The sequence below is a fragment of the Nocardioides sp. Root190 genome (genome assembly GCF_001428565.1).
Taxonomy (GTDB): Bacteria; Actinomycetota; Actinomycetes; order Propionibacteriales; family Nocardioidaceae; genus Nocardioides.
The window spans coordinates 135,815-152,519 of the sequence record NZ_LMIA01000001.1 but is presented as its reverse complement, the minus strand read 5'-3'; the positions used below and the strand labels follow the sequence as shown (position 1 = coordinate 152,519).

Annotated in this window: 18 protein-coding genes and 1 tRNA gene; 14 read left to right on the top strand and 5 right to left on the bottom strand. The window is 70.7% G+C overall.

Going from position 1 to position 16,705, the window contains the following annotated elements:
* The first annotated feature begins 3 nt into the window (after positions 1 to 3).
* The 8 genes from ASE01_RS00755 (at position 4) to ASE01_RS00720 (ending at position 5,640) form a co-directional block, all read left to right on the top strand.
* The gene (locus ASE01_RS00755; RefSeq protein WP_056747811.1) at positions 4 to 657 is read left to right on the top strand and encodes a hypothetical protein; all 654 of its coding nucleotides are present in this window, start codon (positions 4 to 6) and stop codon (positions 655 to 657) included.
* Positions 654 to 2,114: an aldehyde dehydrogenase gene (locus ASE01_RS00750; RefSeq protein WP_056747809.1), complete on the top strand. Its 1,461-nt coding sequence runs from the start codon at positions 654 to 656 to the stop codon at positions 2,112 to 2,114. The genes ASE01_RS00755 and ASE01_RS00750 overlap by 4 nt, the downstream gene beginning before the upstream one ends.
* A 119-nt stretch (positions 2,115 to 2,233) precedes the next feature.
* Complete coding sequence (locus tag ASE01_RS00745; RefSeq protein ID WP_056747807.1) at positions 2,234 to 2,983, top strand: SDR family oxidoreductase; 750 nt, start codon at positions 2,234 to 2,236, stop codon at positions 2,981 to 2,983.
* Positions 2,984 to 3,002: 19 nt separating this feature from the next.
* Positions 3,003 to 3,866, top strand: a complete 864-nt coding sequence (locus tag ASE01_RS00740; protein ID WP_056747806.1) for an NAD(P)-dependent oxidoreductase — start codon at positions 3,003 to 3,005, stop codon at positions 3,864 to 3,866.
* Positions 3,866 to 4,276, top strand: coding sequence for a carboxymuconolactone decarboxylase family protein (locus ASE01_RS00735; protein ID WP_056747804.1), 411 nt, complete (start codon positions 3,866 to 3,868; stop codon positions 4,274 to 4,276). Before ASE01_RS00740 ends, ASE01_RS00735 begins: the two co-directional genes overlap by 1 nt.
* A gap of 62 nt (positions 4,277 to 4,338) precedes the next feature.
* Positions 4,339 to 5,076, top strand: a complete 738-nt coding sequence (locus tag ASE01_RS00730) for a 4'-phosphopantetheinyl transferase family protein (RefSeq protein WP_056747803.1) — start codon at positions 4,339 to 4,341, stop codon at positions 5,074 to 5,076.
* Between the two features lie 16 nt (positions 5,077 to 5,092).
* Positions 5,093 to 5,362, top strand: coding sequence for a hypothetical protein (locus ASE01_RS00725; RefSeq protein ID WP_056747801.1), 270 nt, complete (start codon positions 5,093 to 5,095; stop codon positions 5,360 to 5,362).
* Positions 5,359 to 5,640, top strand: coding sequence for a PQ-loop repeat-containing protein (locus ASE01_RS00720; protein ID WP_056747799.1), 282 nt, complete (start codon positions 5,359 to 5,361; stop codon positions 5,638 to 5,640). The genes ASE01_RS00725 and ASE01_RS00720 overlap by 4 nt, the downstream gene beginning before the upstream one ends.
* Positions 5,641 to 5,753: 113 nt before the next feature.
* Here the strand turns inward: ASE01_RS00720 and ASE01_RS00715 are convergent.
* Positions 5,754 to 5,829: transfer RNA gene (locus tag ASE01_RS00715), tRNA-Arg, on the bottom strand.
* A gap of 291 nt (positions 5,830 to 6,120) precedes the next feature.
* Here ASE01_RS00715 and ASE01_RS00710 point away from each other — a divergent pair.
* Genes ASE01_RS00710 through ASE01_RS00705 form a run of 3 tightly spaced genes read left to right on the top strand, consistent with a single transcriptional unit; the run spans position 6,121 to position 8,966 of the window.
* Positions 6,121 to 7,461: an LCP family protein gene (locus ASE01_RS00710; protein WP_082605693.1), complete on the top strand. Its 1,341-nt coding sequence runs from the start codon at positions 6,121 to 6,123 to the stop codon at positions 7,459 to 7,461.
* Between the two features lie 19 nt (positions 7,462 to 7,480).
* Complete coding sequence (locus ASE01_RS24890; RefSeq protein WP_200958707.1) at positions 7,481 to 7,651, top strand: hypothetical protein; 171 nt, start codon at positions 7,481 to 7,483, stop codon at positions 7,649 to 7,651.
* 37 nt (positions 7,652 to 7,688) lie between these two features.
* On the top strand, positions 7,689 to 8,966 hold the full coding sequence (locus tag ASE01_RS00705; protein ID WP_235535817.1) for an LCP family protein: 1,278 nt from the start codon (positions 7,689 to 7,691) through the stop codon (positions 8,964 to 8,966).
* Positions 8,967 to 9,047: 81 nt separating this feature from the next.
* Here the strand turns inward: ASE01_RS00705 and ASE01_RS00700 are convergent, their stop codons facing one another.
* From ASE01_RS00700 to ASE01_RS25480, 3 genes are read right to left on the bottom strand one after another with little or no spacing between them, the layout of a single operon-like run.
* Positions 9,048 to 9,389, bottom strand: coding sequence for an MscL family protein (locus ASE01_RS00700; protein WP_056747792.1), 342 nt, complete (start codon positions 9,387 to 9,389; stop codon positions 9,048 to 9,050).
* Positions 9,390 to 9,447: 58 nt separating this feature from the next.
* Positions 9,448 to 10,107, bottom strand: a complete 660-nt coding sequence (locus ASE01_RS00695; RefSeq protein WP_082605692.1) for an SAF domain-containing protein — start codon at positions 10,105 to 10,107, stop codon at positions 9,448 to 9,450.
* 59 nt (positions 10,108 to 10,166) lie between these two features.
* Entirely contained in the window at positions 10,167 to 10,529 is a 363-nt protein-coding gene (locus tag ASE01_RS25480; protein WP_082605691.1) for an FmdB family zinc ribbon protein, read from the bottom strand.
* Positions 10,530 to 10,602: 73 nt separating this feature from the next.
* Here ASE01_RS25480 and ASE01_RS00685 point away from each other — a divergent pair, with 73 nt between their 5' ends.
* Entirely contained in the window at positions 10,603 to 13,332 is a 2,730-nt protein-coding gene (locus ASE01_RS00685) for a penicillin acylase family protein (protein ID WP_235535816.1), read from the top strand.
* 162 nt (positions 13,333 to 13,494) lie between these two features.
* On the opposite strand, the gene ASE01_RS00680 is transcribed toward ASE01_RS00685, so the two are convergent.
* Positions 13,495 to 14,088: a 5-formyltetrahydrofolate cyclo-ligase gene (locus ASE01_RS00680; protein ID WP_157537024.1), complete on the bottom strand. Its 594-nt coding sequence runs from the start codon at positions 14,086 to 14,088 to the stop codon at positions 13,495 to 13,497.
* A 29-nt stretch (positions 14,089 to 14,117) separates the two neighbouring features.
* On the opposite strand from ASE01_RS00680, the gene ASE01_RS00675 reads away from it, so the two are divergent.
* Together ASE01_RS00675 and glp are read left to right on the top strand one after the other, a co-directional pair.
* Positions 14,118 to 15,518: a UTP--glucose-1-phosphate uridylyltransferase gene (locus ASE01_RS00675; RefSeq protein WP_056748551.1), complete on the top strand. Its 1,401-nt coding sequence runs from the start codon at positions 14,118 to 14,120 to the stop codon at positions 15,516 to 15,518.
* Positions 15,511 to 16,704: a gephyrin-like molybdotransferase Glp gene (gene glp / locus ASE01_RS00670; protein WP_056747780.1), complete on the top strand. Its 1,194-nt coding sequence runs from the start codon at positions 15,511 to 15,513 to the stop codon at positions 16,702 to 16,704. The genes ASE01_RS00675 and glp overlap by 8 nt, the downstream gene beginning before the upstream one ends.
* Position 16,705 lies beyond the last annotated feature (1 nt).

Here is a 16,705-nt window from a genome sequence, read left to right as displayed (position 1 = left end):
GAAATGACCGACCCGACCACCGCACTCACCAGGGCCGAGATCGAGGAGTTCTGGGAGTCCTGGCTCGACATCAACCGCCAGGCGGAGCGCACCGGTGACTGGCGCGTGATGGCGGACCATTACGCCGAGGACGCGAACTACGGCTGGATGTACAGCCACGACGAGCACTTCATGGCCGTCGGTCGCGACCAGATCCGGGACTGGGCGATCGGCATCGAGATGGACGGCTTCGACGGCTGGCACTACGACTACGTCTGCACGATGATCGACGAGAAGAAGTCGATGGTGCTGGGCTTCTGGAAGCAGCGCTCCGGGATCCTCAAGGACGACACCGACCCGTCCCGCGGCGAGTACGAGATCCTCGGCATCGGCGGCTCGTGGTTCGGCGTCGAGCGGCAGACGTCCGGTGCGGACGCCGGTCAGATCAAGATCGCCTGGCAGCGCGACTGGTTCGACATGCCGTCGACCACCCACACGTTCATGGAGATCCTCAAGGCCGACAAGGCCTCCGAGACCCTGCTCAAGCGGATGTCGGTCTTCGGCCACGAGGTGCCCGGGCACTACCACCTCGACGACATCCCTTCGCCGGTGTGGCCGCCGCCGGTCGAGGCCGGCCAGTACGTCACGCAGGCGCCCGCCCCCGAGGTGGCCCCGTGACCGCCCTGCCCCCCGCGGCGCAGCAGCTGATCGACGGCAAGCTCGTCGCGGCGAGCGACGGGTCGTCGTACCCGATCCTCAACCCGGCCAACGGCGAGGAGATCGGCCAGGCGCCCGACGGCACCGCCGCCGACGTCGACGCCGCGATCACCGCCGCACGCCGGGCCTTCGACGACACGGCGTGGTCCACCGACCACGCGTTCCGGGTGCACTGCCTGCGCCAGCTGCACACGGCGCTGCTGGAGAACGCCGACGCGTTCCGCGAGCTGACGACGGTGGAGGTCGGCATGCCCGGCTTCATGATGGGTGCGGCCGGCTTCGACGTCCCCGTCGACGGCCTGAAGTGGGTCACCGACCTCGCCGAGGGCTACGAGTTCGAGTCCGACCTCGGAGTTGCTGCGCCGATGGGGATCCGCTCACGGCGTACCGTCCGCCGCGAAGCCGTCGGCGTCGTCGCGGCGATCACCCCGTGGAACGTCCCGACGCAGATCAACCTCGCGAAGGTCGGTCCGGCGCTCGCCGCCGGCTGCACGGTCGTCCTCAAGCCCGCGCCGGACACCCCGTGGGTGGCGGCCGAGCTGGGCCGCCTGGTCGCCGAGCACACCGACATCCCGGCCGGCGTCTTCAACGTCGTCACGCCGCGCTCCAACGAGGTCGCCTCGGTCCTGTCCACCGACCCGCGCATCGACATGGTGTCCTTCACCGGCTCCACCTCGGTGGGCAAGGCGATCATGGCGGCGGCAGCGCCGACGCTGAAGAAGGTCTTCCTCGAGCTCGGCGGCAAGTCCGCCGCGATCGCCCTCGACGACGCCGACGTGGCCGCGGTGGCCGGCGGAACCGCCTTCGCCGCCTGCATCCACGCTGGCCAGGGCTGTGCCATCACGACCCGCCTGATCGTCCCGCGGGAGAAGTACGACGAGGCCGTCGCCGTCGCTGCGCAGACGATGGAGTCGATCGGTGCCAAGGATCCTGCCGACCCCGGCGCGATCTGCGGTCCGGTGATCTCGCCGTTGCAGCGCGAGCGGGTGGCGGCGTACTTCGCGGTGGCGCTCGAGGAGGGCGGGACCTTCGCCACCGGCGGCGCTGTCATCGACAAGCCCGGCAACTGGATCCAGCCCACCGTGGTGGCCGGCCTCGACAACTCCTCCCGCCTCGCGCAGGAGGAGATCTTCGGACCCGTCCTCGTCGTGATCCCGCACGACGGTGACGACGACGCCGTCCGGATCGCCAACGACTCGGCGTACGGCTTGTCCGGCTCCGTCGACTCCGGCTCGCTCGAGCGCGCCAAGGGCGTCGCCGCCCGGATCCGCACCGGCACCCTTGCCGTCAACGGAGGCGTCTGGTTCAGCCCCGACGCGCCGTTCGGTGGCTACAAGCAGTCCGGGATCGGGCGCGAGATGGGTGTCGCGGGGTTCGAGGAGTACTTGGAGATGAAAACCATCGCTGAGCCGGCATGAGGGGTGCAGGGATCCCCGCTTCAGAGGGGATCCCTGCACTTCCTGACGGTTGCAACGGCCAGTAAGTGCAGGTTTCCCCGCTGCAGAGGGGATCCCTGCAGCACACACAGGAGCAGAGAATGAGCTTTGAGAACAAGGTCGTCGTCGTCACCGGCGCCGCCCAGGGCATCGGCGAGGCCTACGCCCGCGCACTCGCCACGCACGGCGCCTCCGTCGTCGTCGCCGACCTCAACGAGGAGGCGGGCGCCAAGGTCGCCGCCAGCATCAACGAGGACGGCGGCAAGGCGATCTTCGTCAGCTGCGACGTCTCCTCCGCGGAGTCCGCGCAGGCACTCGTGACGCACACCGTCGCGGAGTTCGGCGGGATCGACCACCTGGTCAACAACGCCGCGATCTACGGTGCAATGGAGTTCAACCTGTTGATCTCGGTCGACTGGGACTACTACAAAAAGTTCATGTCGGTGAACCTCGACGGTGCGCTCGTGATGACCCGCGCGGTCTACCCCGAGATCGCCAAGCGCGGCGGGGGAGCGATCGTCAACCAGTCGAGCACGGCGGCGTACCTCTACTCCGGCTTCTACGGTCTCGCCAAGGCGGCGACCAACAGCCTCACCCAGCAGCTCGCCCACGAGCTCGGCGGGCAGGGGATCCGGGTCAACGCGATCGCGCCCGGCCCGACCGACACCGAGGCCACCCGCACCCAGGCGGGCGACGCGGCCAAGGACATCGTGCGCAACTCGCTCGCCATCAAGCGGATGGGTTCGGTCGACGACATGGTCGGTGCGCTGCTCTACCTGCTGTCCGACAGTGCGTCGTGGGTGACCGGTCAGGTGCTCGCGGTCGACGGCGGCCAGACGTTCCGGCTCTGAGGGCCTGGAGGTCAGCGGCATGACGACGATCGTCGGATTCATCGGGCTCGGCAACATCGGCAAGCCGATGGCGCTGCGCCTCGCGCAGCAGCAGGAGGCCGCGGACCTCGAGGTCTGGGTGTACGACGTCGCGCCGGATCCGCTGGCCGAGGCGGAGCGGGCCGGTGCCCGGATCGCCGGGAGCGTGGCCGCGATGGCGGCGAAGTGTGACGTGCTCTGCGTGATGGTGCGTGACGACGGCCAGGTGCGTGACGTGCTGGGGGAGGTGCTCGGTGTCGCGGGCGACCGCCTCACCGTGGTCATCCACTCGACCGTCGCGCCGTCGACACCGGCCGAGCTCGAGTCCACCGCCACCAGGCACGGAGTGAAGGTCCTCGACGCGCCGGTCTCCGGCGGCGCGATGGGTGCCGTCGACGGGAGTCTCGCGCTGATGGTGGGCGGCGACGCCGCCGCCTTCACGGCAGCCGAGCCGGTCCTGCGCGCCCTGGGCAGCAAGGTCGTCCACGCGGGGCCGATCGGCGCCGGGACGAAGTTCAAGCTGGCCCGCAACATGATGCACTTCATCGCCTTCACCGCCGCGACCGAGGCCCAGCGTCTCGCCGAGGCGGCCGGGTTGAGCCTGAAGGACCTCGGGGACGTCGTACGCCACACCGACGCGATCACCGGGGGACCGGGCGCGATCATGCACCGGGAGACGACTGCGACCCTCGACCCGGCCGACTTCTGGCACGGCGTGTTCAGCAACGTCACCTCGCTCGGGGTCAAGGACCTCGGCTTCGCCATCCAGCTGGCACACGACCTGGGTGTCGACGTACCCCTCGCGGAGCTCGCGATCGAACGACTCGGCCCCGGTCTCGGGCTGCCGGACGACAAGGAGAACTGATGGGCAAGTTCGACGACCTCCCCGAGGCCCGACGCCGCGGCCTGGAGAAGATGGAGGAGGTCTACGGCTTCGACATGACCGACGGCGACGGCGACTTCTTCCGCTACACCGCCGAGCACCTGTTCGGCGACATCTGGCAGCGCCCGGGCCTGAGCACGCGGGACCGGCGCCTGTTCCTCATCGGCATGCTCGTCGGCCAGCGCGCCAACGACGTCCTCGGCATCCAGATCCCGGCGGCACTCGCCAACGAGGAGCTCGACGAGGAGGCGCTGCGCGAGCTCGTCATCCTCGCCTGCCACTACGACGGCTGGCCGAACGGCTCGCGGATGAACTCGGTCGTCGAGGACACGATCGCCAAGGCCGCCCGGGCACGGGCGAAGGCGGCGCGGGACGAGGGCGACCCGGCCTGAGGCGACGGGGTGGGGTGGGGCCCACCATCACCTTGTTAGCCTCGTCTGCGATGAGTCGCGACGTGGCAGAGGCAGTACCGGATCGATCGGCGATCCCGGTCGATCCCTGGACCCTCGGGTCCTTCCTCGACACCCCGGCGCCCCGCGCCGAGGCAGGTGTCGGTCTCGGGGTCTGGCGCATGGAGATCGCCGACTTCGGTGACGACGAGCACGACGTGGGCGCGGCCTGGCTCGACGACGCCGAGCGTGATCAGGCGTCGGCGTACGTCCGGGCCGAGCTTCGCCGCGCCTACGTCCTCGCCCACGCGGCCGCCCGTCTGGTCGTGGGTACGGCGACGGACACGCCTCCCGAGAAGGTCGTCTGGGGTCGTCACGACTGCCCCGGTTGCGGCGAGCCGCACGGCCGTCCGCGCGCCGAGGGTGCCGGTCTCGAGTTCTCCCTCTCGCACACGCCCGGCCAGGTGCTGATCGGGATCGCCGACGTCGCGGTCGGTGTGGACGTCGAGCGCCACCCCGAGGACCCGGTGGCCCTCGCGAACCTGCTGCACCCCCGGGAGACGAGCGAGATCCAGGCCGCCGCCAACGGCACCCTGGACGGTGGCCGCGCCACGGTCCGGTTCACCCGCGCCTGGTCGCGCACCGAGGCCTACCTCAAGGGCATCGGGATCGGCCTGGGCCGCGACCCGCACCTCGACTACCTCGGCACCGACGACGCCGCGGGTCGGGTGATCGGCGGGTGGTCGGTCCGCGACGTGATCGTCCCCGAGGGGTACGGCGCCGCCGTCGCCGTCCTCGGCTGAGATCCGGGGACTGGTCGTGATCGAGGCCGTCGGCTACGTCGGCACGGCCGGCGCCGCCACCATGTGGATCCCGCAGGCCGTCCGCGCCGTCCGGCACCGCGCCGACCCGGAGGCGCTGGCCGCGCTGAGCCGGGGCACCTACCTGGTGGCGATCGTCTTCAACGTCCTGCTGATCACCTACGGCACCTCGATGCACGCCCGCCCGGTCGTGCTGGCCGGGGTCGTCAACCTCGTCTGTGCGAGCGTGATCGTCGCCGCGGTGACCGCGGGCCGGAGGCAGCGGTGACGGCCGCGCTCGGCTGGCTCGTCGGGGTGGTGGACGTGGCGCAGTTCCTGCCGCAGGCGCGTCGTACCCACCGGCGTCGCCACGACCCCGTCGCCATGGGCGGCCTCAGCGTGTGGACCTGGGCCATCGCGACCGTCCAGGGCGCGGCCTGGATCGTCTACGGGTTCGCCAACGAGCTGTGGGCGATCGCTATCCCGAACCTGGTGATCACGCCCGTCTGCGCGCTGATCCTGCTCGCCCGGCTACGGCACGCTGGGCCGCCGGCGCGCCCTGTCTGAGCCTCAGCGGCGCGCGATCGCCACGCCCGCCAGCATCAGCACGAGCGACCACATCACGAGAGCAGCAATCCAGATCACGACAGGAAGACGCGTCAGGTGGGGGATTGGTTGCATGGTGCCCCAGGCAAGAGTCGAACTTGCGACCTTTCGCTTAGGAGGCGGCTGCTCTATCCACTGAGCTACTGGGGCGGGCCGCGCACGTCGTCGGGACTCCGCGCGCAGGCGGTACACATCTTGTCAGGTTCGGGTGGCGAGGCAGAAATGACCCCCGGTCGACCGGACCGGTCCGGATTGGGATCAGGACGTGCCAGCGGTGAGAATGAGCGTCGTACCACTGATGCGGCACTCCGAGCCCACCGGGCTTGGCCGATTCCGTACGGTGGGCGTGGCGCCCCGGCGTCGCACGGCCGCTGACTCGGCAGCGCTGCAAGGACCCGTACTCACGATCCGCCCCGAGGCGGCCGCACGACCAGGTGACCGATGACTGACGATGCCCCGACCGGGTCCCGCCCGGGTGGAAACAGCGAGCCCGGCAGCCGGGCCCGCCGAGTGTCGTCCTCCCGCGCCGTGCCCCGCAGCCGTGGTTCACGCTCGCGCGGGCGCCGCAAGGCGCCGCAGCCCGGCAAGACCGTCGTCAAGGTCATCCTCTCGAGCCTGCTCAGCCTCTCGCTGTTCACCGGCGTCGGCGTCGTGCTGCTGTACAACAACTGGAACAACAACCTCGTCCGTGAGGACCTGGACCCCCTGCTCGGCGACGATCGCCCGGTCAAGGAGGAGGTCGTCGGCCCCCAGGAGCCGCTCAACATCCTGGTGATGGGCTCCGACACCCGCTCCGGCAAGGGCAACGGCATCGACGGCGAGTCCGGTGGCGGCCTGTCCGACACCACGATCCTGTTCCACGTCTCGGCCGACCGCACCTTCGCCTACGGCATCTCGATCCCGCGCGACACCGCCGTGATGCGTCCCGTCTGCTACCGCGAGGACGGTTCCGAGATCGCGGCGGCGACGAGCTATTCCAAGTGGAACGCCGCGTTCGCGACCGGTGGACCGGCGTGCACCATCCGCCAGCTCGAGCAGCTCAGCGGGATCCGGGTCGACAATTACGTCGTCGTTGACTTCAACGGGTTCAGGGACATGGTCAACGCCCTCGACGGCGTCGAGGTCTGCATCCCCGAGGACATCAACGACGAGGTGCGCAACATCTACCTCAAGGCCGGCACGCGCGAGGTCCGGGGCAAGGAGGCGCTGACCTACGTCCGTGCCCGCTACCGGATCGGCGACGGCACCGACACCAACCGGACCCGGCGTCAGCAGGCGTTCATCGGGTCGATGATCAACAAGGCGCTCACCGCCGGGATGCTCGCTCGGCCGGACCGGTTGATCTCCTTCATCAACGCCGCGACGTCCTCGCTGCAGACCGACTTCAAGAACATCTCGCAGATGGCCAACCTCGCGGCGACCGCGCAGGGCATCGGCGCCGACAACATCAAGTTCATCACCACGCCCTGGGGTGGCACCGACAAGGTCAGCGGCGGCGTGGAGTGGACCCCGGAGATCAACAAGCTCTGGCGCCTGGTCCGTCGCGACAAGCCACTGACCGCCGAGTTCCTCAAGGACGCGCTGAGCGCTGGCGACAACCCCGACGGCACGCCGTCGGTGAGCGGATCGCCGGGCACCTCCCCGTCGGGTACGGCGAGCGACCGGGCCAGCGAGACGGCCAGCGGCAACGCCTCCGACGGCGCGAGCGAGGGAGCCAGCAACGGCACCGAGGAGTCCGGTGGACTCTCGGACGAGGGTCGCGCGGCCGCAGGTCTGTGCTGAGCCGGACGGAGCAGACCTGATGGGCGACAGCACCGAACCGGAGTGGAAGCGCAAGCAGCGCCTCGCCGCGATCTTCGGTGACTCGCTGCCCGACGTCACCTCCGACGAGAAGGACGAGAAGGTCCCGTCGAGCGGCGAGCCGGCGTCCGAGAAGTGGCTCAAGGAGCAGGTTCCGCCGCACCACGGCTGATCTGCCTGGCCTCCCGTGGCGGGGTTCGCGACGTACGGTGTCCTCCAGCGCGTCGTACGTCGCCGACGCCACGGACGGAGCCGGGAGAGTCATGTCGGACGAGGTCACGCCGAAGGACACGAGTCAACCGCGCCGCGGTCGGCGTCGGCGGCGTCGTTCACCCAACCCGAAGCGCGCGGTGGTCCGCGTCATCGTGGCGAGCCTGGCCAGCCTCGGACTCCTGACCGGTGTCGGCGTCGCGCTCCTGTACGACCACTGGAACGGCAACCTGAACTTCCGCGAGGTCGACAAGCAGGTGAAGAACCGTCCGGAGAAGGTGGTCCAGGGACCGCTCAACATCCTCGTGATGGGCTCCGACACCCGCGACTGCGACGGTTGCAAGGTCGACGGCGAGGCGGGCGGCGGCCTGTCGGACACGACGATCCTGATCCACCTCTCCGCGGACCGTGACCTCGCCTACGGCATCTCCGTGCCGCGCGACACCCTCGTCGACCGGCCGGACTGCTACGAGGAGGACGGCACGACCGTCATCCCGGGTGAGCAGGACGCACAGTGGAACGAGGCCTACAAGGTCGGCGGCCCGGCCTGCACGATCACCCAGCTCGAGCAACTGAGCGGGATCCGCGTCGACAAGTACGTCGTGGTGAACTTCGCCGGGTTCAAGGGCATGGTCGACGCGCTCGGCGGTGTCGAGGTCTGCATCCCCGAGGACATCGAGGACGAGGAACACGGCATCACCTTGAAGGCTGGCACGAGGGAGCTCGACGGCGACGAGTCGCTCGCCTACGTCCGCGTGCGCCACAACGTGGCCGACGGCTCCGACACCCAGCGGATCAAGCGCCAGCAGGAGTTCATGGCAGCGATGATCGGCAAGGTGTTGAGCACCGGGAGCCTGGCGCGTCCCGACCAGCTGATCGGCTTCATGAACGCCGCGTCGGACTCGATCACCACGGACTTCCGCAACATCGCCCGGATCGCCCGGATCGCCAAGTCCTTCACCGGCATCGGGCTCGACGACATCGCCTTCGTCACGACTCCCTGGGAGGAGTCGACGACCGACCCCGGCCGGATCGTGTGGACGCCGCGGGTACGGGCGTTGTGGCGCCTGGTCATCAACGACAAGCCGCTGAGCGCCGCCTTCCTGGAGGGCTCGATCACGGCTGGCTCCACCGGCGAGGACCCGGCCGGCGGGAGTGGCGGAGACGCCGATGAGTCCGACCCGGCTGATCCGTCGAGCACGTCGACCGAGACGGGTGGCGGTGCGGACACGCCGGGCCTGAGCGAGGACGAGCGGGAGCGCGCCGGGCTCTGTTGAGCACTGCGCGTCGCCGGCCGCACATGACAGGTGCCGCCCCACCTGTGGTGGGACGGCACCGGGCCGATCAGCTGCTCGCGGTCAGCGGGCGGCGAGCGAGTCGCGGATCTGGGTGAGGAGGACGATGTCGGGCGCCTGGGCCTCGGGGGCGTCGGGGAAGAAGCGCTCCTTGGCCTTCGTGTACGGCGTCACGATCAGGAAGTAGACGATCGCGGCCAGGATCACGAACGAGATGGTCGCGTTGAGGAAGGCACCGAAGGACTTCTCGTCGTTGCTGAAGATCTCGCTGGTGGAATCGGGCATCTGGGCGGTGAGCCACGCAACGAAGGTCGTCACGACGGCACCGAAGGCGGTGGCGATGATGAAGGCGACGGCGATGTCGATCAGGTTGCCCTGGAGGATGAATTTCTTGAACCCGGACATTTGTTTCTCCTCAGTTCCGAGACGGATGGTGGCGGGGTGTGGTGCTCAACAGACAAACCTATCCGCGACGCCATGTATAAGTCACGTACGACGCCACTGACGCTTCCGTGACCTGATGAGCGTCGTTCGCGCTCAAGCCCATCACGACCAGCCGCCCCGGCAGCGCACCGTCCTCGGCGTGCCGGGCGTCGGGGATCGCGAGCACGATCGCCCCCTCGGTCAGCGATCGCACGGTGCCGGCCTGCGGGTCGCTGGCGACCAGGTCCACCGCGTCACCGACCGTCAGCAGCGCCGCCTGACCGGCATCGGAGAGTCGCACCGGGACCGCGACCATCCCGGGCAGCAGGCTCGAGGCCAGGTCGGGACCGACGAGACGTACGTCGGTCACCGGCTCGCCCGAGCGCAGCGGAGCGGCGAGGAGCCGCCCCTCGGGGGAGTCCACCACCCCCACGGGTACGACGCCCGGTGGCACCTCCACGTCGACGAGGTCCGCGCTCGTCAGCACGCGGCCGGCCGGCAGGTCCCGGGCGGCGACCCGCACGGTGGTCGACGCCGGCGGCGGCGGGGCGAGGACGTGCAGGGACGCGGCGACCCCGGCCGCGACGAGCAGGACCGCGAGCGGCCTGCGTCGGCGCAGCACCCGGCGGCGTACCCGGGTCAGGAGGTCGGCGGCACGCTCGAGGCGCGGCCGCGAGGAGGCAGGTCCGAGGGAGTCCATGGCCGCGACGGTAGGTCGCGCGCGGCGCGGGTGCCGGCGTCATCCACAGGCAGCGAGGATCAGGAGGAGGAAGCGGCCGAGCCCGAGCTCGAGGAACTGGACGAGGTCGAGGTGCTCGACGAGGAACCGGCGCTCGAGGAGCTGGACGAGGAGTCCGAGGACGTCGTCGTGGAGCTGGACGAGCTGCCCGACGAGCCGGTCGAGGAGTCCGACGAACTCGCCGCGGGCGTCGTCGCAGAGGTCGAGGAGCGGCTGTCGGTCTTGTAGAAGCCGGAGCCCTTGAAGACCACGCCGACCGAGTTGAAGACCTTGCGCAGCTTGCCGCTGCACTCCGGGCAGACACTCAGCGCGTCATCGCTGAAACGCTGCACCTGCTCGAAGGCGTGGCCGCACTCGGTGCAGAGGTACTGGTAGGTCGGCATCTGGCGAACTCCTGCGTTGGCACTCTCGACTTTCGAGTGCCAATGCTACGTCACGGCACCACCAGGCGGCACAATGACGACCACCATGGTGGAGGGAAGCAGCAGCTCGGAGGCAGCGCCGGCAACGGCGGACGACGAGGCAACCCATCGCGCGCCGGGTTCCGGGAGCAGGGCGTTGCGGTGGGTGGCGGGGATCGCGGTCCTGGTGGCCGTGGCCCTGGTGGCGGGTCTGGTGACCTCGGTCGTCCTCGTGCGCCGGCCGTGGCCGCAGACGTCCGGCGAGCTCGAGCTGAGCGGGCTCGAGGGCGAGGTCCAGGTGATCCGCGACGACGCCGGGATCCCGCAGATCTACGCCGACTCGATGCACGACCTGATGATGGCCCAGGGGTTCGTGCACGCCCAGGACCGGTTCTTCGAGATGGACGTACGACGCCACGCGACCGCTGGCCGGCTCTCGGAGCTCTTCGGTGAGGACGCCCTGGAGAGCGACCTCGTGGTCCGTACCCTCGGCTGGCGCGAGGTCGCCGAGCAGGAGCTGACGATGCTGCGCCCCGCGACCCGCAGTGCGCTGGATGCCTACGCCGAGGGCGTCAACGGCTACCTGGCCGGCCGGTCCAGCTCGGACACGGCCCTGGAGTACACGCTGCTCGACGTCTCCGGCCTCGACTACACCCCCGAGAAGTGGACCGCTGTCGACTCCATCGCCTGGCTCAAGGCGATGGCGTGGGACCTGCGCGGCAACCTCGAGGAGGAGATCGGACGCGCCCTGACCACGGCCGCGGTCGGTCAGGAGGCGAGCGACACGCTCTACCCCGAACCCGATCTCGACGCCCGCCGGCCGATCGTCGAGCAGGGTGGCCTGGTCGGCAAGGAGTTCGACCAGGACATCAGCCCCGAGCGCAGGGGCCTGCTCCAGCGGCCCGCGCCGCGCGGCCGGGCGACGCGCGAGGCGCTCTCCGACGTCCGTGCGGCCCTGGCGGCCGTCCCCGCCCTCCTGGGCGAGGGCGACGGCATCGGCAGCAACGCGTGGGTGGTCGACGGTGAGCACACCAGCACCGGCGCACCGATCCTCGCCAACGACCCGCACCTGGGCATCTCGCTGCCGGGGGTGTGGACGCAGGTGGGCCTGCACTGCCGCGAGGTGTCCAGCACGTGCCCGCTCGACGTGTCCGGGTTCAGCTTCTCCGGTGTCCCCGGCGTGGTGATCGGACGCAATGCCGACATCGCCTGGGGATTCACCAACCTCGGACCTGACGTGACCGACCTGTTCGTCGAGCGCGTCAGCGGGGACACCTGGCAGTACGCCGGGGAGACCCGCCCGCTCCTCACCCGGCAGGAGACGATCGAGGTCCGTGACGGCGACCCGGTGGAGTTCACCGTCCGCTCGACCGACCACGGTCCGCTCCTGTCCGACCTCGCCGCCCTCGACGAGGACCTGGACGAGGTCGACCTCACCGAGGACGGCCTGCTCGACCAGGTCAGCGAGATCGAGGAGGGCGGGCTGGACGCGGTCGAGGAGGTGGACGACGTCGTCGACGACACCGGCTCCGGTGGGCTCTGGGACGCCGGGGTGTCCCTGGCCTGGACGGCCCTCGACCCGCAGCCGACCGCCGACGCCCTCTTCGCGCTCAACCTCGCGCACGACTGGACGTCCTTCCGGGCCGCGCTCAGCGACTTCGCCGTCCCCGGCCAGAACGTCGTGTACGCCGACCGGGAGGGCCACATCGGCTACCAGGCCACTGGCCGGGTCCCCATCCGCCGGGCTGGCAACGACGGCCGGGCGCCCGCCGCCGGTTGGCGCGCCGACACGAGCTGGACCGGCCGCTACGTCGAGTACGACGCGATGCCCCACGTCCTCGACCCGGAGTCCGGGATCATCGCGACCGCCAACCAGGCCGTCATCGACCCCCGGCGCTACGCCCCGCACCTCACCGACGACTGGGACCAGGGCTACCGCTCGAGCCGGATCAACGACCTCCTCGCCGCCGACGACGAGCTCAGCGTCGAACGGATGGGAGCCATCCAGCTCGACGACTGGAGCGCGATCGGCGAGATCCTGACGCCGTACCTCCTCGACGTCACGCTGCCCCGCGGCTACTACTCCGACGGCCAGAGGCTGCTGCGGTCGTGGAACTTCCGGCAGGGACCGGACAGCGGCGCGGCCGCCTACTTCAACGTGGTCTGGCGTGAGGTGCTCGAGCGCACCTTCGCCGACGAGCTGCCCGAGGGACTCGAACCCGACGGCAGCGACCGCTGGTTCGCCGTGATGGCGCAGGTGCTGCCGCGCTCCGCCGACCGCTGGTGGGACGACGTCGAGACCGACGGTGTGGTCGAGAGCCGCGACGACATCCTGCGTGCCTCGATGAAGGCCGCCCGCGACGTGCTCACCGCGCGGCAGTCGCCCAACGCGGAGGAGTGGACCTGGGGTGCGCTGCACCGCCTCGACCTCCGTTCCGCGACCCTGGGCGAGTCCGGCGTCGGGCCGATCGAGTGGTTGTTCAACCGCGGTGGCTGGAAGGTCGGCGGTGGCGGTTCACTGGTCAACGCGACCGGCTGGGACGCGCGCGAGGGGTACGGCGTCGTGACCGCGCCGTCGATGAGGATGGTCGTGCCGATGGACGACCCGGACGCCGCGCGCTGGATCAACCTCACCGGGGTCTCCGGGCACGCCTTCCACCCGCACTACACCGACCAGACCGACCTCTGGGCGCGCGGCGAGACGCTGCCGTGGGTGTTCACCGCCGATGCGGTCCGGGACGCCGCCGACGACGTGCTGACGCTCACGCCGTCCTCCGGTGGCTGACTCCCACGTTGGTCGAGGAGGTCGCCCGGAGGTCTCGAGACGGCCGCGGGCGGCCTCCTCGACCAACGGGTGCACCGTGCCCGGAGGTCTCGAGACGGCCGCGGGCGGCCTCCTCGACCAACGAGACGACGGCCGCGGGCGGCCTCCTCGACCAACGAGCGGTCAGAAGTGGTGGAGCCCGGACGGGGTGGCCACGGCGGTGACGGGGCGGTCGTGGGGTTCGGCGGGGACGACGGGGAGCACCTCGTCGTCGTACACGAGCACGCACGTGAAGGTCCCGACGGGCACCCGGGCGAGCGCGCGGTCGTAGGAGCCGCCGCCGCGGCCCAGGCGCATCCCGTCCGCACCGACCCCGAGCCCGGGCACCAGGACGACGTCGGTGCCGGCGATCGCCTCGACGCCGAGACCGGGGGCGGTGGGCTCCAGGAGGCCCCGCCGGGCGGGAGCCAGGGAGCCGGGGCCGGCGTACGGCGCCCAGTCGAGGTCGTTGTCGGGCAGGAGCAGGGGGAGGAGCACCCGCTTGCCGGCGGCCACGAGCCGGTCGAGCAGCTCGGTGGTGCCGGGCTCGTTCCCGACGGAGACGTAGCAGGCGACGGTGGCGGCGCGTCGTACCTCCGGAGCGGCGAGGAGTACGTCGGCAATGGCCCTCGCCGAGGTGCCCACCTCGGTCAGTCGTCGCCGTCGACGCCCCGCCAGGAGCTGGTCGCGCACGGCGACCTTGTTGCCCGAGGCATGGCTCGGTTGCCCATCCGTCACGAGACAAGCCTACGATCGGAAACATGGGCATGAGTGGTCGTAGCGGTGGCCTCGAGAAGGCGCGGGCGAAGATGGTCGACGCAGGCGTCGATCCGGTGGCGGTCGACACCTTCGCGCACTACTACCGGCTCCTCGAGCACGGGGAGACCGGGATGATCCCGGAGGCGAGCATCGAGCCGGTCGACATGGAGAGCCTCGCGGACGCCGAGGTGTCCGACGAGGTCGCTGCGGACGCGATCGGCAAGACCGTCGCGATCAAGCTCAACGGCGGGCTCGGCACCTCGATGGGCATGGAGCGGGCGAAGTCCCTGCTGTGCGTGCGCCGCGGGCTGTCCTTCCTCGACATCATCGCGCGGCAGGCGCTGCACCTGCGCACGGCGTACGACGCCCGGCTGCCGATCATCTTCATGAACTCCTTCCGGACCTCGGCCGACACCCTGCACGCGTTGGGGCGGTACGACGACCTCGCCGTCGAGGGCCTGCCCATCGAGTTCCTGCAGAACAAGGAGCCCAAGCTCCTCGCCAAGGACCTCAAGCCCGTCGAGTGGCCCAAGGAGCCGGACCTCGAGTGGTGTCCGCCCGGCCACGGCGACATCTACACCGCCCTGCGTGGCACCGGCCTCCTCGACCAGCTGATCGAGCAGGGCTACCACTACGCGTTCGTCTCCAACTCCGACAACCTCGGCGCGGTGCCGGCCCCGAAGGTCGCGGGCTGGTTCGCCGCGAGTGGTGCGCCGTTCGCGATCGAGGCCGTGCGTCGTACCCCCTCCGACCGCAAGGGCGGCCACTTCGCGCGCCGCAAGGCCGACGGCCGGATCGTGCTGCGCGAGACCGCCCAGACCGCGCCCGAGGACCTCGAGGCCCTCGCCGACCTGTCCCGCCACCAGTTCTGCTCGACCAACAACCTCTGGTTCGACCTGCGGGCGATGAAGGCCAAGCTCGACGAGCGCGACGGGATCCTGGGCCTCCCGCTCATCCGCAACGAGAAGAACGTCGACCCGGCCGACCCGGACAGCCCGAAGGTCATCCAGGTGGAGACCGCCATGGGCGCGGCGATCGAGGTGTTCGAGGGGGCCCGGCTGATCGAGGTCGGTCGCGACCGGTTCATCCCGGTCAAGACCACCAACGACCTGCTGGTCCTGCGCTCCGACGTGTACGAGATCGGCACCGACTTCGCGCTCACCCAGGTCGCGGCGGACGTGCCGTACGTCGAGCTCGACGCCGACCACTACAAGGTCGTCGGCGAGTTCGACAAGCGCTTCCCCGAAGGGGCGCCGTCCCTGGCGAAGGCCTCCTCCCTCACGGTCGACGGCGACTGGACCTTCGGCCACGGCGTGCAGGTCGTGGGCGCGGTCGCGCTCGACGGCAAGGGCGCCCAGCGCGTCGCCGCCGGCGAAGTGCTCACCGGGAGTGCCGCCGGGGATGCCTGACCCCTCGGTCGCCGAGCATCGGGCTCGGGTCCTGGCAGGTCTGAGCGCCCTGGGGCGCACCGAGGTGCTTCCCGTCGTCGACGCCTTCGGCCGGGTCCTCGCCGAGGACGTCACCGCAGTGCTGGCCGTGCCGCCGTTCGACCACTCGGCGATGGACGGCTTCGCCGTGCGCGCCGTGGACGTGGCCAGCGTGCCGACCGTCCTGCCGGTGATCGGTGTGATCGCGGCAGGCGACCCGGCGATCCCGCTGACCGACGGCACCGCCATCCGGATCATGACGGGCGCGATCGTCCCGCCCGGTGCCGATCTCGTGGTGCCGTTCGAGTGGACCACCGGCGCCGAGACCGGCACCGAACCCGTCACCGTCACCCGGACCGCTCCCGCCGGGTGGCACATCCGCCGTGAGGGTGAGGACGTCGCCGCTGGTGCGGTCGCGCTGCGGGCCGGACGTCGCCTGGGGCCTGCCCAGGTCGGGCTCCTGACCTCCATCGGCCGTCCCGAGGTCGTGCTCACGGCCCGACCGCGCCTCGGCGTGATCTCGACCGGGGCCGAGCTCGTCGACGGGCTGGTGCCCGACAGCAACACTGCGACGTTGCTGGCCGCCGGGCATGCGGCGGGTGCCGAGGCCACCGGATTCGGGCCCGTGCCCGACGACCCGGCCGCCCTGCGCGAGCAGCTGGCACACGCCGCCGAGCTCTGCGACATCGTCGTCACCACCGGCGGCATCTCGGCCGGCGACCACGACGTCGTGAAGGCCGCGCTGCGCGACGAGCCCGGCTTCTGGTTCGGCCCGGTCGCGATGAAGCCCGGCCGGCCGCAGGGCCACGGCACCGTCACCACCGCCGACGGACGCCGGGTTCCGGTCGTGACGTTGCCGGGCACGCCGGTCGCCGCCTACGCCTCCTTCCTCCTGTACGTCGTGCCGGCGCTGCGCGTCCTCGCCGGGCTCCCCGCACAGTCGCGGACAGCAGTCCTGGCGGCCCCGGTGGAAGCGGGGGACCGGACGGTCCTGCTGCCGGGTCGTTACGACGACGACGGTCGCATTCGCCCCCTGCCCGGGCACGCCGGCCACTCCCAGGGACTCCTGGCGACGGCCGATGCGTTGCTCGTCGTACCTCCAACCGGGAGGCTGGTCACCGAGGGCGAGAGCATCGAGGTGCTCGCGCTGCACCCGGAGGAGGACTGAC

Coding starts and splice junctions, on each gene's coding strand:
- ASE01_RS00755 (WP_056747811.1), top strand. CDS start 4: ATGACCGACCCGACCACCGCACTCACCAGGGCCGAGATCGAGGAGTTC.
- ASE01_RS00745 (WP_056747807.1), top strand. CDS start 2,234: ATGAGCTTTGAGAACAAGGTCGTCGTCGTCACCGGCGCCGCCCAGGGC.
- ASE01_RS00740 (WP_056747806.1), top strand. CDS start 3,003: ATGACGACGATCGTCGGATTCATCGGGCTCGGCAACATCGGCAAGCCG.
- ASE01_RS00735 (WP_056747804.1), top strand. CDS start 3,866: ATGGGCAAGTTCGACGACCTCCCCGAGGCCCGACGCCGCGGCCTGGAG.
- ASE01_RS00710 (WP_082605693.1), top strand. CDS start 6,121: ATGACTGACGATGCCCCGACCGGGTCCCGCCCGGGTGGAAACAGCGAG.
- ASE01_RS24890 (WP_200958707.1), top strand. CDS start 7,481: ATGGGCGACAGCACCGAACCGGAGTGGAAGCGCAAGCAGCGCCTCGCC.
- ASE01_RS00700 (WP_056747792.1), bottom strand. CDS start 9,389: ATGTCCGGGTTCAAGAAATTCATCCTCCAGGGCAACCTGATCGACATC.
- ASE01_RS00695 (WP_082605692.1), bottom strand. CDS start 10,107: ATGGACTCCCTCGGACCTGCCTCCTCGCGGCCGCGCCTCGAGCGTGCC.
- ASE01_RS25480 (WP_082605691.1), bottom strand. CDS start 10,529: ATGCCGACCTACCAGTACCTCTGCACCGAGTGCGGCCACGCCTTCGAG.
- ASE01_RS00685 (WP_235535816.1), top strand. CDS start 10,603: ATGACGACCACCATGGTGGAGGGAAGCAGCAGCTCGGAGGCAGCGCCG.
- ASE01_RS00675 (WP_056748551.1), top strand. CDS start 14,118: ATGAGTGGTCGTAGCGGTGGCCTCGAGAAGGCGCGGGCGAAGATGGTC.
- glp (WP_056747780.1), top strand. CDS start 15,511: ATGCCTGACCCCTCGGTCGCCGAGCATCGGGCTCGGGTCCTGGCAGGT.